Genomic DNA, 23,603 nt, shown 5'->3' on the forward strand with positions numbered 1-23,603 from the left:
CACGTCTTCGGCCGTTCCGGTGGTCGACGCGGGGGCGAGGTGACGTGGAGTCGTCGGCGCGACCGTCGAATGTCCGCTCTGCGAGGTTGTTCGGCATTCACCGACGACGCACGATCGGGGGTACCGCCGCCGTGCGCCGTCAGCCCACCATGGTCTAGACCTCTGCGGTAAACACCAGGCCGCCGCGGAAGTGGAGACTGTGATGAGGCTACGACGCCCCGTCGCCGTACTGGCCGCCCTGACCGGCGCGATCCTGACGCTGGGCGCGGTGGTGGTCGCGCCCGCGTACGCGCACGGCTCGATGAGCAACCCCGCGAGCCGCATCTACCGCTGTTTCACCGAAGGACCGGAGAACCCGAAGTCGGCCGCGTGCAAGGCGGCGGTTGCGGCCGGCGAGAGCTGGCCGCTCTACGACTGGGACGAGGTGAACCAGCCCAACGCCGACGGCAACAGCCGCAAGATCATCCCGGACGGCAAGCTGTGCAGCGCCGGCCGGGACAAGTACAAGGGGCTCGACCTGCCGCGCGCCGACTGGCCGGCGACCACCCTGCCCGCCGGTGGCGCGTACACCTTCGCGTACAAGGCGACCGCCCGGCACCCCGGCACGTTCGAGCTGTACATCACCAAGGCGGGCTACGACCCGACCAAGCCGCTGAAGTGGTCCGACCTGGAGGACGTGCCGTTCTACCAGCAGAACAACCCGCCGGTCACCGGCGGCGCGTACCAGTTGGCCGCCACGATCCCGGGCGGGCACACCGGCCGGCACCTGGTCTACTCGATCTGGCAGCGCCACAAGCCGGACAGCGGCGAGGCGTTCTACACCTGCTCCGACGTGGTCCTCGGCTGATCCGCGCGCGGCCCCCGGTGTCCGGCCGGGGGCCGCGCGGGTCACCGCCGGCCCGGCCTCCCCCGGGTGGCGCCTTCCGCCCGGGTACTTCTGATAGTACGCTCTCGAAATAAGGTGAGGCTTACCTGAGGAGCGTGCCCGTGCCAGGAGTCACCCGCCGCCGGCTCGGCCGGCCGCCGCAGGTCACGCGGGAGGCGATCGCCGCCGCCGTGCTGGAGGTCGGGTTCCGCGACCTGACCTTCACCGCCGTCGCGGACCGGCTGGGCATCGGCCAGGCCACCCTGTTCCGGCACGTCCCCAACCGGGACGACCTGGTCCGGCTGGGCCTGGACCTGGCGGTCCGCCGCCACCCGTGGCCGTCCCCGGACGGGACGTGGCGGGAGGTGCTGGAGCGGTACGCGCTCGCCTCGTGGCGGGCGTGGGAGGCCCACCCCGGCGCGGTGGTCGAGGTGACCCGGGGCGTGCTGCCGCCGACCGTCGTCGCGCTGTCCGACGAGGTCGGCGCGGTGCTGCTGCGCGCCGGGTTCTCGCCCGACGACGCGGTGCGCGCGTTCGACCTGGTCTTCGACCTGGCGGCGGACAGCAGGCGGGGCGTGGAGCTGCTCGCCCTCCCGTCCGGGCGCGGCACCGCGGACCAGCGCGGCCGGCTGGACGAGCTGTGGACCGCCGGCACCGCGCCGGCCGGTGCCGGCACGGCCACCGACGAGGAGCGCCGGGCGGTGCGCGCGGCCATGTCGGCGGCGATCCGCGCCGACCCCGTCGAGTGGTTCCTCGGCAAGCTGCGCGTGGTGCTCGCCGGCATCGAACGCGAACTCGCCCCTCGACCGGACAACGGGGGAGACCGACCGTGACCGGACGGACCCACCAGCTCTCCCTGGTGCTCGCCGCGGTGTTCCTGGCCTTCCTCGGCCAGATGACGCTCAACCCCATCATCGCGCCGCTGTCCCGCGAGGTGGGCCTCGCCGAGTGGCAGGTGGGCGTGACGATCAGCGTCGCCGCGCTGATGGTGGTCACCACCAGCCAGCTGTGGGGCCGCCGGTCCCAGTCGTGGGGCAGCCGCCCGGTGCTGATCGCGGCGATGGGGCTGGCCGCCACCGCCATGGCGCTGTTCGCGCTGGTCGCCTACCTGGGGATCACCGGCGTGCTGGCCGGGGCGTGGCTGTTCGCGCTGTTCGTGCTGCTGCGCGGGGTCGCGTTCGGCACCGCGATCGCCGCCGTGCCGCCCACCGCGCAGGCCTACATCGCCGACGTGACCACCGACGAGACCCAGCGGGTCAAGGGGATGGCCGGGATCGGCGCGGTGCAGGGCGTCGCGATCACCGCCGGGGCCGTGGTCGGCGGCCTGCTGGCCGGGTTCGGCCTGATGGTGCCGCTGGTCGCGGTGCCGGTGCTGCTGGCCGGCGGGCTGCTGCTGGTCGTCCTGCGGCTGCGCCGGGAGACCGGCGCGGACCTCGTCGTGAACCCGCCGAGGATCAGCCCACGCGACGACCGGGTGTGGCCCTACCTGGTCGCCGGGTTCGGCATGTTCACCGCGCTGGGGTTCATCCAGTTCGTCACCGGGTTCGTGGTGCAGGACCGGTTCGGGCTCGACGCGGAGACCACCGGCCTGGTCACCGGGGCGGCGCTGCTCGCCTCCGGGGTCGGCCTGATCGCGGCCCAGGTGGTCCTCGTGCCGCGCAGCGGGTGGCAGCCCGGCACGCTGCTGCGGGTCGGCGGGGTGGTCGCCACGCTGGGGTTCCTGGCGCTGGTCCCGGACCTCGGCATCGCAACGCTGGTGGTGGCGATGCTCCTGGTCGGCCTCGGGCTGGGCATCGGGATGCCCGGCTACACCGCCGGCCCCACCCTGCTGATGACCCGCGAGGAGCAGGGCGGGCTGGCCGGGCTGATCGGCGCGAACAACGGCCTGACGTTCGTCGTGGCGCCCACCGCCGGCACCTCGCTCTACTCGCTGTGGGCCCCGCTGCCGCTGGTGATCAGCGCGGTCGTGATGGCGACCGTGACGGCGTTCGTGCTGATCCACCCGAGGTTCGCGCGGACCCGCGCGCCGATCCTCGTGGAACCGGTGCCCGACCCGCGCTGAACCTCCGGGTCGGGACGTGAAGCACGTCACACCGTTCAATGTCAGGGGTGGCCGGCGGCCTTTCCCGGGACGTGGACGACAGTTCGGCAGAGAGGAACGACGTGCCCGACGACTACGACCGGTTCGTCGCCGATCGCCTCGATCGGCTCCTGCGCTATGCCACGGCGATGACCTGCGACAAGCACCTCGCCCAGGACATCGTGCAGGACGTGTTGCTGCGCGTGCAGGACCGCTGGACCCGGATCGCGGCGATGGACGCGCCCTACCTCTACGTCAAGCGGATGGTGACCAACGAGTACCTCTCGTGGCGGCGGCGCAGGGCCGCCCGCGACGTGGTCTCCTCGCACGCCGCGCTGGACGAGGTCGCGCCCACCGTGGCCGACCACGCCGTCCGGCACGCCGAACGCGACGCGATGCGCGCCCGGATCGCGGTGCTGCCGCGACGGCAGCGGGCGGCGATCGTCCTGCGCTACTACGAGGACAGCTCCGACGAGGAGATCGCCGGCGTGCTCGGCTGCACGGTCGGCACCGTGCGCAGTCACATATCCCGCGCGCTCAAGACCTTGCGCACCAACGAGAACAACCCGGTGGAGGTGCTGCGATGACCTACCAGGAACAGCTCATCCGCGAGGCCGTCGCGGCCGAGGCGGCCGAGGCCGTGGACAGCCGGGACGTGCTGGCCGCCCTGCACCGGGGCCGGGCGCGGCGGCGGCGCCCGTGGGCGTTGATCGCCGCGGCGACGGTGGCCACGGTGGCGGCGGCGATCGCCGTGGTCGTGCCGCTGACGCTGTCGCGCCCCAGCACGCCCGCGCCGCCGGCGACGCCGCTCGCCGAGCCGCACAACGTGCTGCTGGTCGGCCTGGACGAGGGCGGCCGCACCGACTCGGTGGTGCTCGCCCACGTGACGGCGGCCGGCGCGGTGAACGCGGTCTCGCTGCCCCGGGACGCGTGGGTCGACGTGCCCGGCGGTGCGAAGGCCAAGCTGAACACGATCTACGGCCGGGCCCAGGAGACCGCGACCGGCGACCGGGTCCGGGCGGGCGCGCAGGCGCTGCTCGGCGCGGTCGGCCAGTTGACGGGCGCGCGGATCGACCACTACGCGGTGGTGGAGATGTCCGCGCTCGGTCGGCTGGTGGACGCGGTCGACGGCGTCGAGGTGTGCCTCAAGGCCCCGGCGAAGGAGGAGTACTCCGGGGTGGACCTGCCCGCCGGGCGGCAGACCATCGGCGGCGACGCCGCGGTGGCGTTCATGCGCCAGCGCCACGACCTGCCCCGGGGCGACCTGGACCGGGTGGTCCGCCAGCAGGCGGTGCTGCGCGCCCTGGCCGGCAAGTACCTGAGCCCGGAGGTCCTGGGCGACCCGGCCAAGCTGGGCACCGTGGTCGACGTGGCCACCGCGCAGACCCGCACCGACGAGGGGTGGAACCTGCTCGACTTCGCCCGCGGCCTCACGCCGGGAGCCCCGGTCCGCGCCGCCACCATCCCGGTGGGCGAGTCCACCTTCGACCAGGAGGCCGGCCAGGTCGTCCAGGTCGACCCGGCGGCGGTCCGCGCCTTCGTGACGGACTTCACCGGCGAAACCCCGTCCTCCGGCACGCCCGGGACCCCGGCGGAACCCGCCGACGGCTGCGTGGCCTGACCTCGGCGACGCCCGGCGACCCCGACCGCATCGGTCGGGGTCGCCGGGCGTCGCCGTTGCCGCACAACGGGATTCCACCCGGCATCGCGTTGCCGTTCGTACCGGTGGTAACGCGGGTCGGGCGGCCCGGCGGGCGGACGTACGAGCGGGGCTGAACCGTTGGGCCGCACGCGGTCGGGGTCGGCGCGCGGGCGGTGGCGCCGGTGGCCGCACCGCCCGCGCCGGTCGGGCTACCCCCGCCGGGGCACCGCGCGGGTGCCCGGCCGGCGGTCGACGCAGGGCGGTGGAAGCCTTGTGGCGCGGTCGGTTCGCCCGTCCGGTGGAAGAGTCGCCGGACCGTCCACAGTGGATAACACACGGTGCGGCACCGCGCAGGGTCGGGTGGCGCGTCACCGGGTCGGCGGTAGGCACCGCGTCGGCGCACCCGGCATGTTCTCAACCGGGATCGAACCCGATTTCCCGTTCAGGACAAGGAAAGGCAACCCATGAGCAGCTCGACCCGGAGACCGCTCCGCCTCCTCGCGACGGTGGTCGCCGTCGTGGCCGCCGCCCTGATCCCGTCCGTCGCCTCCGCCGACCCGGTCACCGCGCAGTCGGTGAACTACGCGCTGTCCGGCACGGCGAGCGCGTCCTCGACCTTCCCCGGCTACGCGGCGGCGAAGGTCAACGACGGCGACGCGAGCACGACGCTCGGCGGCGGGGCCAGCTGGTGCAACAACGCCCTGGTCGACTACCCGCCGGTCAACCCGCAGTGGGTGCACGTCAGCCTGGGCCAGGTCCGCACCATCAGCCGGATCGTCGTGGTCACCACCGCCGGCTACGAACTGCGCGACTTCGACGTCCAGGTGCAGCGGGTCGGCGCGGGCTGGTTCGACACCCTGGCGACCTTCAACTACAACACCTCGACCTCGGTCAGCGTGACCTTCCCGGCCAGTGCGGTGATCGGCGTGCGCGTGCTCGCCAAGGTCGGCCCGACCCACCAGCCCGGTCACACCCGGGTGAACGAGATCCAGGCGTTCGACTTCTGAGCCAGGTTCGCCCCTGGTGCGCGCTCCGCGGTCGGTCATCGGAACCCCGACCTCGCCCGGGTGGGTTAGCGTGCCCGTGTCGAGGGAGGGTTCCATGACCGACTTGCACGGTGTGCTGGCGGCCCACGTCGCCACGGGCGCGCTGCCCGGCGCGGTCGCCTTGGTGGCCCGGGGCGACCAGGTCGAGTTCGCGGCGGTGGGCTCGGCGGACGTCGAGGGCTCGGCGGCGATGACCCGGGACTCGATCTTCCGGTACGCCTCGCTCACCAAGCCCGTCACGGCCGCCGCGCTGCTCGCGCTGGTGGACGACGGGCAGGTCGGCCTGCACGACCCGATCGCCCGCTGGCTGCCGGAACTGGCCGCGCCGGTGGTCGTCCGCACGCCGGGCAGCGCGCTGGACGACGTGGTGCCGCTCGCCCGGCCGATCACGGTGTTCGACCTGCTCACCTCGCAGGCCGGCTACGGGTTCGCGTCGGACTTCTCGCTGCCCGCCGTGCGACGGCTGTTCCCGGTGCAGAAGGACGGGCGCGAACCGCAGAGCTTCCCCGCCGCCGACGTGTGGCTGGACGAGCTGTCCCGCGTGCCGCTGCTCTACCAGCCCGGCGAGTCGTGGCTCTACGACACGTGCTCGGCGGTGCAGGGCGTGCTGATCGCCCGCGCGTCGGGCCGGACGCTGCCGGAGTTCCTCGCCGAACGCCTGTTCGCGCCGCTGGGCATGACCGGCGCCGGTTTCGTCGTGCCCGCCGCCGACCGGGACCGGTTCACCAGCTTCTACAAGGTGCACGACGGCGGGCTGCGACTGGCCGACGCGCCGGACGGGCAGTGGAGCGCGCCGCCCGCGTTCCCGCTGGGGTCCGGCGGCCTGGTCGGGACCGTGGACGACTGGTTCGCCTTCGCCCGGATGCTGCTCGCCGGGGGCGTGGCCGACGGTCGCCGGGTGCTGTCCGCCCAGGCCGTGCGGCTGATGACCACCGACCACACCACGGCGGCGCAGCGCGCGATCGGCGCGCTGTTCCTGGAGGGCCAGGGGTGGGGGATGGGCGGCTCGGTCGACATCGCCGTCCTCGACCCGTGGCACGTGCCGGGCCGGTACGGCTGGGTCGGCGGCACCGGCACCTCGGCGCACCTGGTCCCGTCCACCTCGACCATCGCCGTCCTGCTGACCCAGGTCGGCGAGGACGCCCCGGTCGCGCCGGCCTGGATGCGGGACTTCTGGCGCTACGCCGCCTGAGCCGCGCTCGCGCGCGGCCCGCCGACCTCGCCGCAGCCGCGCCACGACCGCCGCTCGGACCACGGGCCCGAGTCGGCGGTTCCCCACTCCCCGTCGACGGCCGTCGACCGGTCGACGAGGGAGCCGGAGGTGTCCGGCTGGTGTCGCGGAGGTGTCTTTCAGTAGGCCATGAACAGGATCTCGTCCCGCGAGTAGTCGTGACCGGGGTGGTTCTCCTTGAGGTGCTGCTGGGTCTTGGCCACCAGGTCGTCCTCGTCCTGGCCGGTGATGTGCTCACCGCAGGGGCACGTGATGTTGCGCTTCATCGCTGGTCCTCCGTCACGCCGATCTCGCTTCCCGACTCTACTGACGGTGGCGCGCTTGTCGACCTGGTTGCGCGGATCGCCCGGCCGGGTGCGTTCGGGGTGTCCTTCGGGGGCCGCTTCCACTGTGGAGCGCGGTCAGTCGCACGCGACCCAGCCGCTGTCGCGTTTCACCAGCTTGATGCTGCGGTCGGGGCCGTACAGGGCGATCGGCAGCGGTGCCTGCATGGCGTCCAGCCCGTTCTCGGCCTCGGCGGAGAGGTCGTCGGGCTTCCCGCTGACGTCCAGGTCCATCCGGCCGGTCGCGGTGGTGTCGGTTTTGTCCTTGATGCCGCTGTCGGTGAAGTGGTAGGACATGTCGCCGAGTCGCGGGTCCAGCTCCACCACCTGGGCCTTGGTGGCCGCGAAGGTCAGGTTCTCCTGCCACTTCTCCGGGCACACCAGCTTGCGGACCGCCGCGTCGTCGCGGTCGTTGCCGGCCTTGACCAGGGCGGCCAGCGCGTTCTCGGGGGTGTCGGACGTCGGCTCCGAGCCGCAGGCGGTGACCAGCAGGAAGACCGTGGCCGCGAGGGCGGTTGTACCGCGTAACGTCATTCTCCCGATGCTAACGACGTCCGGTCGACCGGGGGTCCGGAACCTTCCGGTCCGAGGTCCGCGCCGGCGTCGAGTCCGCAGTGGACGGTCACAGTCCACTGTGGACGTTCGTGGACCGGTCGTGGTCGCGGTGGCGGGCCAGGACCCGGTCGACCAGGTCGCCGGACGCGCCCAGGTAGTGCTCGGGTTCCAGCAGGTCGCGCACCGCGTCCGGGTCCAGTTCCGGGACCTCGCGCAGCAACTCGCGCAACGGCCGCCCGCTCGCCGCCGCCTCGCGGGTGACCCGGCCGAGCAGCGCCTTCGCGGGCGCTTTGCCCAGGCGTGGCGCGAGCGCGGCGGTGAGCCGCTCGGCGACGATCGCCCCGCCGGTGAGGTCCACGTTGGTCCGCATCCGCGCGGGGAACACCTCCAGCCCGTCCAGCAGCGTCACGGCGGTGTGCGCCGCTCCGGCCGCCGTGCGCAGGGCCTCGCGCAGCGGCTGCCACTCGGAGTGCCACGCGCCGGGCGCGCGCTCGTCCTCGGCCAGCATCGCCTGCCCCAGCACCAGGGCCTGCGCGGGCACCGTCCGGGCGGCCGAGACCAGCAGCGTGGCCAGCACCGGGTTGCGCTTCTGCGGCATGGCCGAGGACGCGCCCCGGCCGTCGGCGGCGGGTTCGGCGAGTTCGCCGACCTCGGTGCGGGACATGCCCTGCACGTCCAGCGCGATCTTGCCCAGCGACCCGGTGACCGAGGTCAGCGCCCAGCCCAGGTCGAGCAGCGGGGTCCGCCGGCTGTGCCAGGGCGCGTCCGGCTCGCGCAGCCCGAGCCGGGCGGCGAAGTGCCTGGCCAGCCGCACGCCGTGGCCGGGCTCGCCCGCGTACTCCTCGTAGGCCGCCAGCGTGCCCGCCGCGCCGCCCAGTTGCGCGGGCAGGTCGGCGGCGGTCCGCCGGACCCGGTCGGAGGCGTCCAGCACGCCCGCCAGCCACCCGGCGGCCTTGAGCCCGAAGGTGATCGGCACGGCGTGCTGGGCGAGCGTGCGGCCGGCCAGCACCGTGCCCCGGTGCTCGTCGGCGAGCCGGGCCAGCGAGCCGGCGCACGCCACCAGGTCGGCGTCGATCCGGCGCAGGGTGCGGGCGGCGAGCAGCATCGCGGCCGAGTCGAGGACGTCCTGGCTGGTGCTGCCCCGGTGCACGTGCTCGGCGGCGGCCGGGTCGACCGCCGCGACGGCCGCGGTGAGCTGCTGGACGAGGGCGACCACGGGGTTCGCTGCCTCGCGGGACCGGAGGGCGATGTCCACCACGTCGAGGTGCGCCGTCGCGACGACGTCGGCGATCACCCGGGCCGCCGCTTCGGGCACCACGCCGAGTTCGGCCTGCGCCGCCGCGAGCGCCGCCTCGACCTCCAGCATCGCGGCGAGCCAGGACTCGTCGGACAGCGGGGCGCCCGTGCCCGCCCACACCGGGGACAACAACGCGGAATCGACATCTCGACCGGTCATCCGGTTCACGGTACTGGCGTCCGGCGGTCGGCGGCGGCTGGGAAGTGGCCCAGGAAAACGCGGCTTGATCGGCCCTCGTTCAGGTGCCAATCCACGCCGTACGGTCCGTTTCCCGACAGTGGAAGGAGCCGACCGTGGTGACGGTGGACCTGTGGTTCGACCCGGTGTGCCCGTGGGCGTGGATCGCGTCGCGATGGCTGGAAGAGGTGGAAGGCGTGCGCCCGGTGCAGTCGCGCTTCCACGTGTTCAGCCTCGCCCTGCACAACCGGGACCGGGAGGTCGACCGGTGGTACCGCGCGTGGCTGGACGAGCGCTGGGGCCCGGCGCGGGTGGTCGCGGCGGCCGAGCGCGCGCACGGCGGCGAGGTGGTGCGCGGCCTCTGCACCGCGTTCGGCACCCGCCTGCACGTCGACCAGCGCCCGGTGGACCGGGAACTCAGCCTCGACGCGCTCGCCGAGGTCGGCCTGCCCGCCGACCTCGCCGACGCCGCCGACAGCGCCGCGCTGGACGACGTGCTCGCCGCCGGCAACGCCGCCGCGCTGGACCCGATCGGCGACGACCTGGGCGTGCCCGCGATCCACCTGCCCGACCCGGACGGCCGGGTGGTCGCGTTCTTCGGCCCGGTGGTCAGCCCCGTGCCGCGCGGCGAGGCGGCGGGCCGGTTGTGGGACGGCGTGCGGCTGCTCGCCGGCACCGACGGCTTCTCCGAGCTGAAGCGCGCCCGCACCCGCCCGGTCACCGGTCCAGCAGCAGGTGGACCTCGTCGGCGATCAGCCCGGGTTCGGTGAGCACGACGTTGTGCCCGGAGCGGTGCGCCAGGACGTGCCGGCCGTGCGCGGACCGGGTGGCCCGCAACCGGTGGGACTCGGTGGCGGCCCGCCGGAACCTCTCGGGCATCCCGCTGTCCGCGCGCACGCCGGAGATCGAGGTGACCGGGATGTCGGCGGGCAGGACCGGCGGCCGGTCGCGGAACGCCGTGGTGGCCGCGACCAGCGCGGCCAGTTCACGGCCTCTGGTGCGCATCGCCCCGGGCGTGTACGCCTCCGCGCGGACCTCCGCGGCCACGTCCGGCGGGAACGCCCGCACGTGGCCGCGGAACGCGAACCCGAGCAGCCCGACCCGCGCGAGCACCGCGCTGACCCGCTGCGCGATCCGCTCGACCCGCCGGAAGGTCGGGTCGAGCAGCAGGTCGCACGCCTCGTCCGTGGTGTCCACCAGCACGAGCCCGGCCACCCGCTCGGGCCGCCGCGCCGCCGCGACCCGGACGACCGGCCCGCCGCCGCTGTGCGCGACCAGCACGAACGGTCCGGGCCCGAGGTGGTCGAGCAGGGCGTTCAGGTCGGCCGCGAGGTGGTCGACGGTGCGCGGGGGGCCGGGGTCCGGCGCGCTGCGCCCCAGCCCGGCCCGGTCGTAGGCCACCGCCCGCGCCCACCGCGCCACCAGAAGTTGCACCAGCGACCAGTACGAGCGGGTGGCCGCCATACCGGCCTCGAACACGACGGTCGGCGCGCCGCCGCCGGGGCCGGGCAGTTCGACGTAGTACAGCTCGCGTCCGCCGCCGACCGACGCGGTGGCCGGTGTGCCCTGCGTGTGCGCTTCCCCCACGGCCACCCTCTCCTTCCGACTTCGGCCCACCGTAGTGGGGCGTCGGCGGGGGTGGGGCGTGCCGGCAGCTTCCGGCAACGGCGGCCGGATGGCGCTGTCGAGGTGGAATTCGTTGCGGTACAACGTGTTCGACCCCGGCAGGAGGTGCGGCGTGCCCGACTGGGACAACGGACTCGGCGTGGCCGTGACGGCGGCGTTCCTGCTGGCCGTCGCCGTGGTGGGCAGGGTGGTTGTCCGGGGCTCCACCAGCGCGTACGACCGGCACGTCGCCAGGTGGGCCGCTCGGCACGGCTGGGCGTTCCGGGCCGGTGGCGGTCCACCGGCCTGGGCGTACCGCCTGCCGCACGGCGCGAACGCGGGCGTCCGGTTCCAGGTGTCCGGCGAGCGCGCCGGGCGGCGGTTCACCCTCGCGCACGTCCGCCACGACTGGGGCGACCGGCTCGTCGGCGTGGCGCAGACGCCTGTCGCGCAACGGGTCCACCTGACCGTGGTCGTGATCCACCTGGCCGCGGACCACCCGCCGGTCGAGGTGGCGGAGCGGCGCGGGTGGGCCGGTGTCGCCGGCCGCGAGTACGGCACGGTCGGGCACGCCCGGTTCGACGAGCTGTTCACCGTGCACGCCGAGGTGCCCGGCGGGCCCTCCGCCGGGGTGCCGCACGCCGTGGCGGAGGCGCAGGTCCGGCGGGAGATCCCGGTGTGGGCGCTGCACGGGCGCGAACTGGTGTGCACCGAGCACGGGGGAGCGCCCGCGCTGGTCGAACGGCCGAGGCTCGCCGAAGCCGTGCGCCGGCTGGGCGGGCACACGCTGGACGAGCAGGTCGACCGGGCGATCCGGGTCGCCGACCTGCTGGGCGTGCGCTAGTGGGCGCGGGCGACTGGGCCGCTGTCTGGACGGTCGCCTTCGTGACCGGCGGCGTCGTGTTCTACCTGCGGTCGCGCCGCAAGGACCGCGACCACCTGCGTGCGGTCGAGGAGTGGGCACGGGCGCGCGGGCTGACCTTCCGCCTGGGCGCGGCCGAACTGGCGTGGGTGTACTCGCTGCCCAGACGGGCCGAGGCGGGCACGAAGTTCCAGGTCGACGGGGTCGCGGGCGGCCACCCGTTCACCCTCGCCTACGTCGCGCACTCCTACGGCGATTCCGATTCCGGCGGAATCATCGAGCTGACGATCGTCGTGCTGCACCTGCGGAACGCCTACGCCGCAACGGAACTGGACCGCCGCAGGGCCGAGGACCCCGTGGGGCACGCCGCGTTCGACCGCAGGTTCCGGGTGCGCACCGACGTGCCGGGCGGCCCGTCCGCCGCGGTGTCGCCGGCGCTCGCCGAGGCGATGATCGCCGAAGACCTGCCGCGCTGGTCGCTGCGCGAACGGGAACTGCTGTGCTTCGCGGACGGCAGGCACGCCGCCGACCGGCTGGACGACGACGTGCGCCGCGCCGTGCGCGTCGCCGGACTGCTCGGCGTGCGCTGACCCCGACTGCACCAGATCCCGACTGCGCCAGATCCCGAGTGGGCTACACCCGACTGGGCCGCCGGTCCACCAGCTGGCCCAGTTCCGCCGTGCACATCATGAAGCGGTCCACCGGCAGGTTCGCCAGGTAGTGGCCGGCGTCCGCGCCGAGCGCGAACACGTGCACCGGCACACCCGCGGCACGGCCGTCCTCCACCGCCTGGCGCAGGCCGGCCAGCACGGCGGGGTGCCGGGTCTGGTAGGACGCGGCGACCCGGTGGTTGCCCCGGTCGGCCGCCAGGTAGAACTGGGTGAGGTCCTTGGTGCCGACGAAGATCTCGCTCGCCCCGGCGGCGCAGAACCCGGCCGCCGAGTGCACGGCGGCGGGCGTCTCCACGAACACCGACAGCGGCAGCTCGTCCGGCAGGCCCAGCCGGGCCCGCAGCCGCACGAACTCGTCGCTGTCGTTGATGAACGGCACGGCGAAGCTCAACCGGCCCGCACCCGGCCCCAGCCGCCGCGCGACGTGCTCGCGCAGCGCCCGGAAGGCGTCCGGGTAGTGCGGCTCCTGCAACAGCCAGCGCGCCCCGTGCAGGCCCAGCTCCGGGTTGGTCTCGTGGTCGACGTCGGCCGCGCTGGTGATCTGGGCGGCGTCGTCGGAGCGCAGGTCCAGCAGCCGCGTCACCAGGCGCTGGCCGGGCAGCAGCTCCCCGGCGATCGCGCACAGCTCGGCACCGACCGCCGCGCCGTAGCGCCGCGCCTCGCGCACGCCCGCGCGCAGGGCGTCCAGCGGGCTCAACCCGGCCGACAGGCAGACGAACTCCTCGCGGACGAAGAAGGAGTCCACCTGCTCGACCCGGGGCGTGAGCGCGTTGGTCGCCCGCACGTCGGTCGCGTCGGCGACCACCACGCAGATCGACCGCAGGTCACCGGGTTCGACGGCGGGCAGGCCCGCGACCTCGTCGTCCGGCTCGAAGCCGCCGAACGTCACCGACTGGCGGTCAGTGCGCACGGTGACCTCGCCGACGACGGAGGGCAGGTCGGCGGCGGCGACCCGGAGCACCGGGATGCCGCGCGAGCGGCACAGCGATTCCATGTGCCCGGTCCGGCCGCCTCCCGAGCAGACGACGGCGGCCGACACGACGATCACGTCGTACAGCTCCGGACCGAGTCTGTCGACCACCAGGACTCCGCCGCGCCGGGGCCGCCCGGTGCGGTTGCTGACACCCCGGACGCTGGTCGCCGGGGAACCGACGAGCAGCACCCCCGGTATCTCCCGAAAGCTCACGTTGCTCTCCTGCCGGATCCGGTTGGCCTGCGGACGGGGGCGCGACAAGGGGGCCGGGGCGGTCGCCCGGGGCGTGGCGTCGGCGGCCCCCGGGCGTCGCGCGGCTGCGGACGGACACGCGCGTGATCGCCGGGACATCCCGCGGAACACGTCCCGTCCGGTAGTCATGACACGAGCCTCGCAGCAGCCCGGACCATTCGGCTTCTTCTCGCTTGCGAAGTGTCCGGCCGCGCTGGACGGAAACCCCGCCGGTCATTCTGCCGGGGCTGTCGATCGGCGCGCAATCACGCACCGAGGGGTTTGTCGCCGAACGCGCCGGCCGGCCGCCGGGAATGGCGTTCAGCCGATCGGATCCGCCGGTTCGTCGAGTTCGAGGAGGGTCCTCAGCTCGCGCGGGGTCACCGAGAGGTCGGTCATTCCGGTCGTCGCCGCGGCGTTCACCACGAAACGCAGTGCGCGATCGGAAACCGGTTTTCCACCATTTCGGGTATTGATGTCACGGATTCGTTGGAGGTTCTGCTCCAGACGGATGGCGAACGCGTCGCGCGGTTCACGCCGACGGGTGGCCATGCGCCGCACGTCGGCGGTCACCGCGCGCGCGACGGCCTGGTCCAGCTCGCGGTCGGCCGTGCCGGTCAGCGCGACGGCGACGTCGACCGCCTGGTCGTCGAAACAGGACTCGACCCGGTGCAGCACGGTCGTGGCGGCGACCACGGAGTGGTTCTTGATGGCGGCGAGGTTGAAGGTGAACGCGCCCGTCCGGCCGTTGCGGACCAGCTCGTCGCCCTCCCGGGGGCTGCCCACGACCAGCAGCGGGCCGCTCGGCGCGCCGTCCGGGCCGAGCAGGTTGCCCGCCGCGTCCACCTCGACCCCGCGCCCGGTGCGGCGGTGCGCGACGGCCGTCCCGCGCCCCAGCAGGTTCGCCCAGAGCGCCGAGTCGGCGCGCGTGTAGTCGGACTCGCGGCCGAAGTTGCCCAGCACCAGGTCGGCTTCGACGGTGTGCGCGCCGTCCCGGCCGGCGACCGAGAGCGCCAGCGAGCCGCCCGCACCGGCCCGGATGTGCTCGACCTTCCCGCAGGACAGGGTGATCCGGCCGGTGGCCAGGGCGGCGTCGACGGCCCGCGTGGTGTAGGCCATCGCGCCGACCCGCAGCACGGCCAGCAGGCTGCCGTGCCGGTCGAGGATCCGGCGCAGGTCGGCCGAGGGCACCCGTTCCAGGATCGCGGGCAGGTAGGGCTCCCACGACTTCGCGACCCGCTCGGTGACCACCTGCGGCGCGATCTCGGGGTGTTCGGCGGCGACGCCCGCGCACGCGCGTTCCCACTCCGCGGTGAACCGGCGGAGGAACTCCTCGCGCCCTTCGTACTCCTCGGCCGCCAACCGGGGCGGCGGCAGGTCGACCACCCGGTGCCGGTGGTCGTCCGGATAGGTCCGCAGGGTCAACCCGGACCGCGAGATCAGGTGGATCGGGCCCCGGTGGCCCCGGCGCAGCAGCAGCGCCGCGGAGTCGTAGGCGCTGAGCAGCGTGCCGACGACCGCGACGGCCGCGTCGGGGTGCAGGCCGAGCAGCCGGGTCACGCCGGTCTTCGAGTACGGGTGGCGGACGAAAGCCGGGTGCCCGGCCACGTCGGCCGCGAACGCCGGGGAGCGGGTCTCCAGCCCGGTCGCGAGCACCACCTGGTCGGCCGCCAGCACCGCCCGTTCGACGCGGTCGCCGCCGGCCTCCCGCGCGAACCCGTCGATCACCACCTCGGCCCGGTCGCCGGCCACCCGGACGTCCACGACCTCGCCGTCCGCCTCGACCAGGACGACGCCCTCGGCCGCCTCCCGCGCCGCCTCGGCGAGCCGGGCCGCCAGGTACTCGGGGTAGATCCGGCGCGGGGCCGGACCGGACTCGGTGAACGCGTGCCCGCGCCACTCGTCCGGCCAGTCCGACCGGTCCGCCTCGTGCTCGGCCCACCCGACGAAGTCGTCCACGTCCTCCCGGAACGCCGACATCCGACCCGCCTGGATGTTGAACACGTGGTACCAGGGATTGCCGTCCCGGTGGTAGGCGACGCCGGAATTCCGGTAATCGGACCGGCGTTCGACCAGCACGACCTCCAGCGGTTCGCGGGCGAAGCGGAGAATGCGGATGGCGGTCGCGGTGCCGCCCAACCCCGCCCCCACGACCACCACTCGCGGTAACCGGTCCCGAGGCTGCACGATGCCACCACCCGCCTGTCCGGCGTGCCGGTGCGGACCTGGCCGACCGGCCCGCACCGTTCGCCGTGGAAGAAGTTTTTCCGGTGATCCGCCGTACGTTACCGGCTTTCGCGGCGCGGGTCGCCGCACGAGGCGTCGCCACGACTTCCGGGCGACCTCCGCCGCGCCCTCGTCCGGGGCGCGTGCCGTGTGGGTGCCGTGTCAGCCCGGTGTCAGGGGACCGGGCGACGGTCTTCGGCATGGATAGCACCCAGAACCCCCTGTCCGCCAAGGGAAACACCCGGTCGGGCCGAGTGGCCGAGCGCCTGCTGGGCGATCAGCACCCGCTCCCGCTCTCGATCGCGCTGCACCTGGTCCCCGGGGTGTTGATCGTCGCGGTGTACCTGCTCGCCGCCGGACCGCTGGTCGAGGCCGCCGGCTACCCGTCGTTCCTGGGGTGGGCGGTGGCCATGTGCGTGGCGCTCGCGCCGGTCCAGCTGGGCCTGCTGCTGTGGCTGGGCCGCCGGCGCAACGGCCGGTGGTCGCTGCGGGGAGTGGTGGGCTACCTGGACAAGCCGGTTCCGCGCGGCAAGCTCCTCGCGATCGTCGCCGTTCTCGTCGTCTGGTTCGTGGCGGTGGCGTTCGCGTTGACACCGCTGGACAACGTCGTCTACGAGTCGCTGTTCCGGTGGGTCCCGTTCGAGGGCGCGGGCGGCAGCGCCACGGCCTACGTCGACGGCTATCCGCGCCCGGTCGTGATCGCCACGCTGGCGGTGTGCATCCCGCTGACCGGGCTGTCCCTGCCGATCATCGAGGAACTCTACTTCCGCGGCTTCCTGATGCCCCGCCTGTCCCGGCTGGGCGGGTGGGCGCCGGTGCTCAGCACGGTCCTGTTCTCGCTGTACCACCTGTGGTCGCCCTGGGTGTTCGTGTCCCGGGTGATCTTCTTCTTCCCGGGGCCGTGGCTCGTCTGGCGGAAGAAGGACCTGCGGTTGTCGATCGGGATGCACGCCGGCACGACCTTCCTCCTGCAGACCGCCGGAACCCTGGTCCTGCTGCTGGGCCTCGTGCCCTGACGGCCGGGCCGCAGATCGTCCACTGTGGACGGAAAGCGGCGCGGACCTCGCCGATCCGGCCGCGTGCCCGAAGGCGGTGCCGAAGCGACGGGGTGCCGGGGTGGGCGGCCGGGGGCGGGCGGTTCCGCCGCGTTGGGCCGGAAGCCCGCGCCGACTGGCCCGGACGCGCTGCGCCGGGCCCCGCAGTGCCCCGGCGGGCACGGCCGACCGGCCGTGTCGTCGTGGCGCATCCGGCGCACGGACGCCCGTTCGGCGGCGCGCGCTGCCCTGTCCGGCCGGGTGTCGACTGGGCGTGCGGGAGCAACGGGTGCCCGCCGGCCGGATGGCTTCCCGCACCGGCCCGCCGCTGTCACCCTCTTGCCGCCGGAACTCCGCGAGGGATGGGGGAGCCTTGTCCGTTCGAGGGAACAGGATCGTCACGGCGACGGTGGCAGCGGTGCTCGCGCTGGCGACAGCGCCCGCCGCATTCGCCGCACCCGTTGCCGCCTGCACGTGGCAGAAGACCGCGTGGGAACTGCCCGCCGGGGCCGAGGCGGGCACCGTCACCGGCTACGACGGGAGCCGTTACGCGGTCGGCGTCACGGGCCGCAAGGGCCAGTTCGGGTCGATCGGCACGCCACGCGGCACGGTGTGGGACAACGGCCGGATCGTGCTGCGCATCGGCGGTGACGTGCCACACCTGCGGGATGTCAACAGTTCCGGTCTGGTGGTCGGCGACACCGTCGGCGGCAACGGGTTCTCGGCGGTGAAGGTCGCCCTCGACGGCACCGTCACGACGTTGCCGGGCAGCCCGTCCTGGACCGGCTACTCGGCCTGGCTGGTCAACAACCGGGGCGACGTGGTGGGCTCGGCCTCCACCGCGACCCGGCAGCACGTCGTCGTGGTGTGGCCGGCGTCCGCGCCCGGCACCTACCGCGAGCTGCCGACGCCGGACCTGTCGTACCTGTCGCTGGTCGACGTGGACGAGCAGGGCCGGATCGTCGCCCAGACCGATTCCGGTTCCGGCGGCGGGTTCGTGTGGGACACCGACGGCCAGTACCGGGTCGTGGGCGCGGCGGACGCGGGCGGCTGGGGCACGCCCAGGGCGATCCGCGACGGCCGGGTGGTCGGCAGCGTCGACTCCTCCTCGTCCTACGCCGCCGCGGAGTGGACCGCGCGGGGCGCGCTGACCCGGGTGATCCGGGGCGGTGCGGTCCAGGCGCAGGCCATCGGCGGCGCGGGCACGGTGGCGGGCTCGCGGTTCGTCGGCTCGGTCCAGCGGGCGGTGCTGTGGCGTGACGGCGCGGTGTCCGACGCGTTGACGTCGGTCCCGGCCGGGTTCACCGCCCGTGGCCTGAGCACCGACGAGCGCACGCTGGTCGGCACCGAGAACCGCGTCCCCGGCCACTACCGCTGCGGCTGACCCGCAGGGGGCGTCGGCGCGCGCCGACGCCCCCTCGCCTACCCGCCGATCAGGCCGACCACCACCGGGCCGGTCAAGGGCAGCAGGATGCTGGAGATGGCGTAGGTGACGGTGTAGCCGATGAGCGGCACGGAGTTGCCCGCCACGCCGGTCACCGCCGAGATCGCCGGGGTGCTGCACTGCTGGCCCGCGATCGCGCCCACCAGGATCGGCGGCTCGATCTTGAGCAGCCGGCGGCCCAGGTAGAGCGACAGCAGGGCGGGCACCAGCACCATCCCGATGCCGGCGAAGGGGAGCAGCACGCCGTACTGCTTGAGCAGCGGCCCGGCCTGCGGCGCGGCGGACAGGCCGGTGGCCGCGATGAACGTGGCCAAACCGAGGTCCTTGGTCAGGGTGGCCGCGGCGGGCGGGAAGCTGCCCACCGACCGGTGGCGCGACCGGAACCAGCCGAACACCAGGCCGGACAGCAGCGCGCCGCCGCCCGTGCCCAGCGACAGCGGCACCGAGCCCAGGTGGACGGTGAGCTTGCCGATCAGCATGCCGAGCGTGACGCCCAGGCCCAGGTAGACGAAGTCGGTGGCGATGGTGCGCGGCACGGCGTAGCCGATGCGCTTGGTGGCGACCTCCACGTCCGACGGGCTGCCGACGACGGTCAGCACGTCACCGCGCCGCACGGTCGTGGAGTCGGTCAACGGCATCCGGTGTTCGCTGCGCGACAGCGAGGTCAGGAACACGCCGTGGCTGCGCAGCGCCTTCAGCGGCTGCTCCGGCGCGGTCATCACGACCTCGCGCGTCTCCAGCGTGGCCTTGGTCTCCGGGACCGTCCGCTCCACCCCGATCAGGTTCTCCGCCTCGACCAGCGCGGCCCGCTCGCCGACCACGACGATCACGTCGCCCGCCGCCAGCACCAGGTCGGGGCCGGGCGTGGGGTCGCTGCCGTCGCGGCGCACCCGCTCCACGGTGGCCCGGCCGGGCAGCGACCGCTCGACCTGCGCGACGGTCCGCCCGGCGGCCTGGTCGACCTGGTAGGCCCGGCCGACCAGCCCCGGCAGGGCGGGCGCGGTGCCCGCGTCGGCGTCGTCGCCGCCGAGCTTGCGCAGCAGGGCCTTCGAGGCGTCCCGCAGGTCGATCTTCATCAGCGCGGGCGCGAGGCCGCTGGTGAACAGCACGATGGTGATCAGCCCGAACAGGTAGCACACGGTGTAGGCGGTGGCCACGTTGCCCTGCAACGCCGTCGCGGTCGGGCCGGGCAGCCCCAGCTTGCCGATCGCCTCGGTGGCGGTGCCCACGACCGCCGACTCGGTGGCCGCGCCCGCCAGGATGCCCGACGCGGTGCCGACGTCGAGGTCCAGCGCGGAGGCCAGGGTGAGCACCAGCACCACCACCGTGACGGCCTCGACCAGCGACAGCACGCCGAGCTTGAGCCCGGACCGGTTGAGGTTGGCGAAGAACTGCGGCCCGCCGCCGAACCCGAGCGCGAAGATGAACAGCGCGAACGCGATGGTCCGCACCTGGTCGTCGAGCGAGACCCCGAGCAGCCCGACGACCAGCGCCACGATCAGCGTGCCGCAGATCCCGCCGAGCTGGATCGGGCCGACCCGCAGCTTGCCCACCAGGTAGCCCAGGGCCAGGCACGCGAACAGGGCGATCTCCGGTGTCGACTGAAGGAGTTCGCGCACCCAGTCCATGTCGCCGCCTTACCCCGAGAGTTCCGGACGCCGCCCGCCGACCGCCCGGTTCCGCTGCCCGCCGGCCCGTCCGGGCGCTCCGGTGCGCCCACGCGTGCCCTCCCGTCCGGACTATGCCCCGGCCGGGCCGGGCACGCCCGGGGAGCACCCCACCGGTTCACCTGTCCGAGGGACGCCCCCGCGCGGATCCGGTGCGACCGACCTAGCCTCCGAAGGGCGTCCTCTGTGGACGCTCAGCGGAGGGACGATGAGCTTTCTCAGGGACGAGATCTTCAAGCCCTACCCCGAGTTGCTGGTGTTCCTGACCGTCGCGTTCGGGTTCCTGCTGGGCCGCATCCGGCACCGCGCGATCGCGCTCGGCTCGGTCACCGGCTGCCTGCTGGCCGGGCTCGCGCTGGGGTGGCTGTTCGAGGTGCCGGTCAACGGCACGGTGAAATCGCTGTTCTTCATCATGTTCCTGTTCGCCCTGGGCTACCGGGTGGGCCCGCAGTTCTTCCGGGGCCTGCGCAAGGACGGCCTGCCGCAGGTGCTGCTGGCGGTCGTGGTGTGCGTGGCGGGCCTGCTGGTGTGCTGGCTGTTCGCCGCCCTGCTCGGCTACGGTCCGGGCCTGAGCGCGGGCCTGCTCGGCGGCGCGCTCACCCAGTCCGCGGTGATCGGCGTGGCCGGCGACGCGATCGGCAGCCTCCCGGGCCTGTCCCACGACCAGGTGACCGAGCAGCAGAACCTGGTGGCCATCGGCTACGCGGTCACCTACCCGCTGGGCACCATCCTGTGCGCGATCCTGCTGGCCAACATCCTGCCCCGGCTGGTCGGCCGCGACCTGGCGAAGGACAGCGCCGCGCTGGCCCGCGAGCTGGACGCGGGCACCGACGACCCGGACGTGGGGGAGGGCTACTACGAGGTGGTGCTGCGGGCGTTCACCGTGGTTCACCCGTCCGTGGTCGGGCAGAGCATCGAGGCGTTCGAGCGGGCGCAGGCCGCGCTGGGCCGGCGGATCTACCTCACCAGGGTCCGCCGGGACGGCCGGATCCTGCCGCAGGACCAGGGGACCGTGCTGGCCGCCGGGGACGTGGTGGCGGTCAGCGGGATCCGCGGCGACCTGGTCGCCTACGACCCGGAACGCGAGATCGGGCCCGAGGCCGACGACGTCGAGCTGCTCGGCTACCGGACCGAGACGCTGCACGTGGTGGCCGGCGCGAAGGCGCACCTCGGGCAGAGCATCGCCGAACTGCGCCGCGAACCGTTCATGGTCGGCGTGTACGTCACCGAGCTGCACCGTTCGGGCGCGAAGTTCCCGTTCCGGCTCTCGACCAGGCTCGAACGCGGCGACACGCTGCTGCTCACCGGCCCGCAACGGCTGGTCGCGCCCGCCGCGGCGGAGCTGGGCACGCCCGTGCCGACCAGTTTCGCCACCGACATGATCTGGGTCGGCCTGGGCATCTTCCTGGGCGGCTGCATCGGCATCCCGGCCCTGCACGCGGGCGGCGTGCCGATCAGCCTGTCCACCTCGGGCGGCGCGCTGATCATGGGCCTGGTGTTCGGCTGGCTGCGCGCGAAGTACCCGACCTTCGGCAACGTGCCGGGCGGCGCGCAGTGGTTCATGGACACCCTCGGCCTGTGCCTGTTCGTCGCGGTCGTCGGCATCAACGCCGGGCCGAGCTTCACCAACGGCCTGGCGCAGGCCGGGTGGGGCCTGCTGCTGCTCGGCGCGGTCGCCACGGTCGTGCCGCTGCTGGTCGGGTTCGTGATCGGGCACTGGGTGCTCAAGATCCGGATGCCGATCCTGATGGGCGTGCTGGCGGGCGCGCAGACCACGACCGCCGCCATCGGCGCGATCAACGAGTCCGCCAAGAGCCAGATCCCCACGATCGGCTACACGATCCCGTACGCGGTCGGCAACGTGCTGCTGACCATCTGGGGCGCTGTGATCGTCCTGCTGCACCACTGACCAGCCGCACCGGGCAGAAAGGCCGTCGCCATGCCGAAGTCGTCCGTCACCAGGGCCGAGATGGAGAAGCTGGCCGGGCTCAGCCCGTTCGAACTCAAGGGCGAGTTCATCCGGCTGGCCGAGCACCACCACGACGACCAGCGGGCCCGCTCCGCGCTGCTGATGCTCAACGCCGGGCGCGGCAACCCGAACTGGATCGCGACCGGGCCGCGCGAGGCGTTCTACGCGCTGGGCCACTTCTCGCTGGCCGAGAGCCGGCGGGTGTGGACGGCGGACAACCTCGGCGGGATGCCCGCCCGGGACGGGATCGCGGACCGGTTCGCGGCGTTCGTCAAGGCCCACCCGGACCTGCCCGGCATCGACCTGCTGGAGCGCTCGGTGCGGCTGGGGGTCGACCGGTTCGGCTTCGACCCGGACGCCTGGGTGCACGAGCTGACCGACGGCATCACCGGCGACAACTACCCGACACCGGACCGGATGCTCGCGCTCACCGAGCAGGTCGCCCGTGCCTACCTGCACCAGGAGCTGTTCGACGACCGCCCGGCGGACGCGGAGCTGAAGCTGTTCGCGACCGAGGGCGGCACCGCCGCGATGTGCTACGTCTTCGACTCGCTGATCGCGAACGGCGTGCTGCACAAGGGCGACCGGATCGCGCTGATGGTGCCGATCTTCACGCCCTACATCGAGATCCCCGACCTGGACGAGTACCGGTTCGAGGTGGAGCTGGTGCGCGCCGACCTGTTCGTGGAGCAGGGCGTGCGCCAGTGGCGCTACCCGACCGAGGAGGTCGCGAAGCTCGCCGACCCGTCGATCAGGCTGGTGTGCCTGGTGAACCCGAGCAACCCGCCGTCGCTGGCGCTGTCGGACCGGGTGCGCGACCAGATCACCGGGATCGTGGCCGAGCGGAACCCGGACCTGATCGTGGTGACCGACGACGTGTACGGCACGTTCGTCAACGGGTTCCGCACCCTCGCCGCCGACCTGCCGCGCAACACCCTGCTGGTGTACTCCTACTCCAAGCACTACGGCGCGACCGGCTGGCGGCTGGGCCTGATCGGCCTGCACGACGACAACGTGATCGACGACCTGATCTCCCGCCTGTCCGGCGAGGAGCGGGACCGGCTGCGCGCCCGCTACGGCACGTTGTCGCTGGAACCGGACGCGATCCCGTTCATCGACCGCCTGGTGGCCGATTCCCGCCGGGTCGCGCTCAACCACACCGCCGGGCTCAGCCTGCCGCAACAGGTCCAGCTGGGGCTGTTCTCGCTGTTCGCGATGCAGGACGAGGGGCGGGCGTACAAGGCCCGTGTGCAGGAGATCGTGCGGACCAGGCTGGAGCTGCTGATCGAGGGCGCGGGCATGAAGATCGCCGACGACCCGCAGCGCGCCGGGTACTACCTGGAGCTGGACCTGCTGGCCGAGGCCGAACGCGTGTACGGCGCGGAGTTCGCCCGGTTCCTGGAGGCGACCTACGAGCCGATCGACCCGCTGTTCCGGCTGGCCGAGCACTCCTCGGTGGTGCTGCTCAACGGCGGCGGCTTCGACGGGCCGAAGTGGTCGGTCCGGGTGTCGCTGGCGAACCTGGACGACCTGGACTACCTCAAGATCGGCCACCACTTGCACACCGTGTTCGCCGAGTACCACGACGAGTGGAAGGCCGGCTGAGCCGACCGGCCGAACCCGGTGGCCGCACCGCCGCCCGACACGTCGTCGGGCGGCGGTGTCGCGCGTGGCCAGCCTACTGCCGGGCGGCGGACGCCCGGTT

General features: G+C 73.8%; 21 protein-coding genes. 14 read left to right on the forward strand and 7 right to left on the reverse strand.

The annotated features are described in order from the left end of the window. Positions 1–202: 202 nt before the first annotated feature. The 7 genes from AC0HI0_RS07720 to AC0HI0_RS07750 all read left to right on the forward strand — a co-directional run bounded on the left by AC0HI0_RS07720 (position 203) and on the right by AC0HI0_RS07750 (position 6,825). On the forward strand, positions 203–847 hold the full coding sequence (locus tag AC0HI0_RS07720; RefSeq protein ID WP_480931579.1) for a lytic polysaccharide monooxygenase auxiliary activity family 9 protein: 645 nt from the start codon (positions 203–205) through the stop codon (positions 845–847). A gap of 140 nt (positions 848–987) precedes the next feature. Next, the gene (locus tag AC0HI0_RS07725; RefSeq protein ID WP_480931580.1) at positions 988–1,698 is read left to right on the forward strand and encodes a TetR/AcrR family transcriptional regulator; all 711 of its coding nucleotides are present in this window, start codon (positions 988–990) and stop codon (positions 1,696–1,698) included. Further along, complete coding sequence (locus AC0HI0_RS07730; RefSeq protein WP_480931581.1) at positions 1,695–2,927, forward strand: MFS transporter; 1,233 nt, start codon at positions 1,695–1,697, stop codon at positions 2,925–2,927. Before AC0HI0_RS07725 ends, AC0HI0_RS07730 begins: the two co-directional genes overlap by 4 nt. Positions 2,928–3,028: 101 nt before the next feature. Further along, positions 3,029–3,532, forward strand: coding sequence for a SigE family RNA polymerase sigma factor (locus AC0HI0_RS07735; protein WP_480931582.1), 504 nt, complete (start codon positions 3,029–3,031; stop codon positions 3,530–3,532). Further along, a complete protein-coding gene (locus AC0HI0_RS07740) occupies positions 3,529–4,566 on the forward strand; it encodes an LCP family protein (RefSeq protein ID WP_480931583.1) in 1,038 nt (345 codons plus the stop codon). Before AC0HI0_RS07735 ends, AC0HI0_RS07740 begins: the two co-directional genes overlap by 4 nt. Before the next feature lie 485 nt (positions 4,567–5,051). Next, complete coding sequence (locus tag AC0HI0_RS07745) at positions 5,052–5,594, forward strand: discoidin domain-containing protein (protein ID WP_480931584.1); 543 nt, start codon at positions 5,052–5,054, stop codon at positions 5,592–5,594. A 94-nt stretch (positions 5,595–5,688) separates the two neighbouring features. Beyond that, complete coding sequence (locus tag AC0HI0_RS07750) at positions 5,689–6,825, forward strand: serine hydrolase domain-containing protein (protein ID WP_480931585.1); 1,137 nt, start codon at positions 5,689–5,691, stop codon at positions 6,823–6,825. Positions 6,826–6,983: 158 nt separating this feature from the next. Here the strand turns inward: AC0HI0_RS07750 and AC0HI0_RS07755 are convergent, their stop codons facing one another. The 3 genes from AC0HI0_RS07755 to AC0HI0_RS07765 form a co-directional block, all read right to left on the reverse strand. Next, positions 6,984–7,130, reverse strand: coding sequence for a DUF1059 domain-containing protein (locus AC0HI0_RS07755; RefSeq protein WP_073892909.1), 147 nt, complete (start codon positions 7,128–7,130; stop codon positions 6,984–6,986). Positions 7,131–7,265: 135 nt separating this feature from the next. Then, positions 7,266–7,721, reverse strand: coding sequence for a hypothetical protein (locus AC0HI0_RS07760; RefSeq protein WP_480931586.1), 456 nt, complete (start codon positions 7,719–7,721; stop codon positions 7,266–7,268). A gap of 88 nt (positions 7,722–7,809) precedes the next feature. Continuing rightward, positions 7,810–9,198, reverse strand: coding sequence for a class-II fumarase/aspartase family protein (locus tag AC0HI0_RS07765; RefSeq protein ID WP_480931587.1), 1,389 nt, complete (start codon positions 9,196–9,198; stop codon positions 7,810–7,812). Positions 9,199–9,332: 134 nt separating this feature from the next. Here AC0HI0_RS07765 and AC0HI0_RS07770 point away from each other — a divergent pair, with 134 nt between their 5' ends. Continuing rightward, on the forward strand, positions 9,333–9,986 hold the full coding sequence (locus AC0HI0_RS07770; protein ID WP_480931588.1) for a mycothiol-dependent nitroreductase Rv2466c family protein: 654 nt from the start codon (positions 9,333–9,335) through the stop codon (positions 9,984–9,986). Here AC0HI0_RS07770 and AC0HI0_RS07775 read toward each other — a convergent pair. Then, a complete protein-coding gene (locus AC0HI0_RS07775) occupies positions 9,934–10,803 on the reverse strand; it encodes an alpha/beta fold hydrolase (protein WP_480931589.1) in 870 nt (289 codons plus the stop codon). The two genes, AC0HI0_RS07770 and AC0HI0_RS07775, sit on opposite strands and share 53 nt — an antisense overlap. Positions 10,804–10,861: 58 nt before the next feature. Here AC0HI0_RS07775 and AC0HI0_RS07780 point away from each other — a divergent pair, with 58 nt between their 5' ends. Beyond that, positions 10,862–11,665 carry a hypothetical protein gene (locus AC0HI0_RS07780; protein ID WP_480931590.1) on the forward strand — a complete coding sequence of 268 codons (804 nt, stop codon included), beginning with the start codon at positions 10,862–10,864 and terminating at the stop codon, positions 11,663–11,665. Positions 11,666–11,706: 41 nt separating this feature from the next. Continuing rightward, positions 11,707–12,273 carry a hypothetical protein gene (locus tag AC0HI0_RS07785; RefSeq protein WP_480931591.1) on the forward strand — a complete coding sequence of 189 codons (567 nt, stop codon included), beginning with the start codon at positions 11,707–11,709 and terminating at the stop codon, positions 12,271–12,273. Positions 12,274–12,316: 43 nt separating this feature from the next. Here AC0HI0_RS07785 and AC0HI0_RS07790 read toward each other — a convergent pair whose 3' ends face one another. Both AC0HI0_RS07790 and AC0HI0_RS07795 read right to left on the reverse strand, forming a co-directional pair. Next, a complete protein-coding gene (locus AC0HI0_RS07790) occupies positions 12,317–13,540 on the reverse strand; it encodes a putative PEP-binding protein (RefSeq protein WP_480931592.1) in 1,224 nt (407 codons plus the stop codon). A gap of 339 nt (positions 13,541–13,879) precedes the next feature. Further along, on the reverse strand, positions 13,880–15,745 hold the full coding sequence (locus AC0HI0_RS07795; protein WP_480931593.1) for an FAD/NAD(P)-binding protein: 1,866 nt from the start codon (positions 15,743–15,745) through the stop codon (positions 13,880–13,882). Positions 15,746–15,984: 239 nt separating this feature from the next. Here AC0HI0_RS07795 and AC0HI0_RS07800 point away from each other — a divergent pair, with 239 nt between their 5' ends. Both AC0HI0_RS07800 and AC0HI0_RS07805 read left to right on the forward strand, forming a co-directional pair. Beyond that, positions 15,985–16,800, forward strand: coding sequence for a CPBP family intramembrane glutamic endopeptidase (locus tag AC0HI0_RS07800; RefSeq protein WP_480931594.1), 816 nt, complete (start codon positions 15,985–15,987; stop codon positions 16,798–16,800). A 427-nt stretch (positions 16,801–17,227) separates the two neighbouring features. Next, complete coding sequence (locus tag AC0HI0_RS07805) at positions 17,228–18,202, forward strand: hypothetical protein (RefSeq protein WP_480931595.1); 975 nt, start codon at positions 17,228–17,230, stop codon at positions 18,200–18,202. A 38-nt stretch (positions 18,203–18,240) separates the two neighbouring features. Here the strand turns inward: AC0HI0_RS07805 and aspT (AC0HI0_RS07810) are convergent, their stop codons facing one another. Continuing rightward, positions 18,241–19,890 (reverse strand): aspartate-alanine antiporter, encoded by a 1,650-nt coding sequence (gene aspT / locus AC0HI0_RS07810; RefSeq protein ID WP_480931596.1) that lies wholly within the window; start codon positions 19,888–19,890, stop codon positions 18,241–18,243. A 247-nt stretch (positions 19,891–20,137) separates the two neighbouring features. Here aspT (AC0HI0_RS07810) and aspT (AC0HI0_RS07815) point away from each other — a divergent pair, with 247 nt between their 5' ends. Both aspT (AC0HI0_RS07815) and AC0HI0_RS07820 read left to right on the forward strand, forming a co-directional pair. Next, positions 20,138–21,838: an aspartate-alanine antiporter gene (aspT, locus tag AC0HI0_RS07815; RefSeq protein WP_480931597.1), complete on the forward strand. Its 1,701-nt coding sequence runs from the start codon at positions 20,138–20,140 to the stop codon at positions 21,836–21,838. Between the two features lie 30 nt (positions 21,839–21,868). Then, positions 21,869–23,503, forward strand: a complete 1,635-nt coding sequence (locus AC0HI0_RS07820; RefSeq protein ID WP_480931598.1) for a bifunctional aspartate transaminase/aspartate 4-decarboxylase — start codon at positions 21,869–21,871, stop codon at positions 23,501–23,503. The last annotated feature ends 100 nt before the right edge of the window (positions 23,504–23,603 follow it).

The organism is Saccharothrix sp. NBAS 001 (assembly GCF_056640475.1).

What these genes read in the sequence shown, in the direction of transcription:
- AC0HI0_RS07720 (WP_480931579.1), top strand. Translation starts at nt 203, where the DNA reads ATGAGGCTACGACGCCCCGTCGCCGTACTGGCCGCCCTGACCGGCGCG.
- AC0HI0_RS07740 (WP_480931583.1), top strand. Translation starts at nt 3,529, where the DNA reads ATGACCTACCAGGAACAGCTCATCCGCGAGGCCGTCGCGGCCGAGGCG.
- AC0HI0_RS07745 (WP_480931584.1), top strand. Translation starts at nt 5,052, where the DNA reads ATGAGCAGCTCGACCCGGAGACCGCTCCGCCTCCTCGCGACGGTGGTC.
- AC0HI0_RS07750 (WP_480931585.1), top strand. Translation starts at nt 5,689, where the DNA reads ATGACCGACTTGCACGGTGTGCTGGCGGCCCACGTCGCCACGGGCGCG.
- AC0HI0_RS07755 (WP_073892909.1), bottom strand. Translation starts at nt 7,130, where the DNA reads ATGAAGCGCAACATCACGTGCCCCTGCGGTGAGCACATCACCGGCCAG.
- AC0HI0_RS07760 (WP_480931586.1), bottom strand. Translation starts at nt 7,721, where the DNA reads ATGACGTTACGCGGTACAACCGCCCTCGCGGCCACGGTCTTCCTGCTG.
- AC0HI0_RS07765 (WP_480931587.1), bottom strand. Translation starts at nt 9,198, where the DNA reads ATGACCGGTCGAGATGTCGATTCCGCGTTGTTGTCCCCGGTGTGGGCG.
- AC0HI0_RS07800 (WP_480931594.1), top strand. Translation starts at nt 15,985, where the DNA reads ATGGATAGCACCCAGAACCCCCTGTCCGCCAAGGGAAACACCCGGTCG.
- aspT (WP_480931596.1), bottom strand. Translation starts at nt 19,890, where the DNA reads ATGGACTGGGTGCGCGAACTCCTTCAGTCGACACCGGAGATCGCCCTG.
- aspT (WP_480931597.1), top strand. Translation starts at nt 20,138, where the DNA reads ATGAGCTTTCTCAGGGACGAGATCTTCAAGCCCTACCCCGAGTTGCTG.
- AC0HI0_RS07820 (WP_480931598.1), top strand. Translation starts at nt 21,869, where the DNA reads ATGCCGAAGTCGTCCGTCACCAGGGCCGAGATGGAGAAGCTGGCCGGG.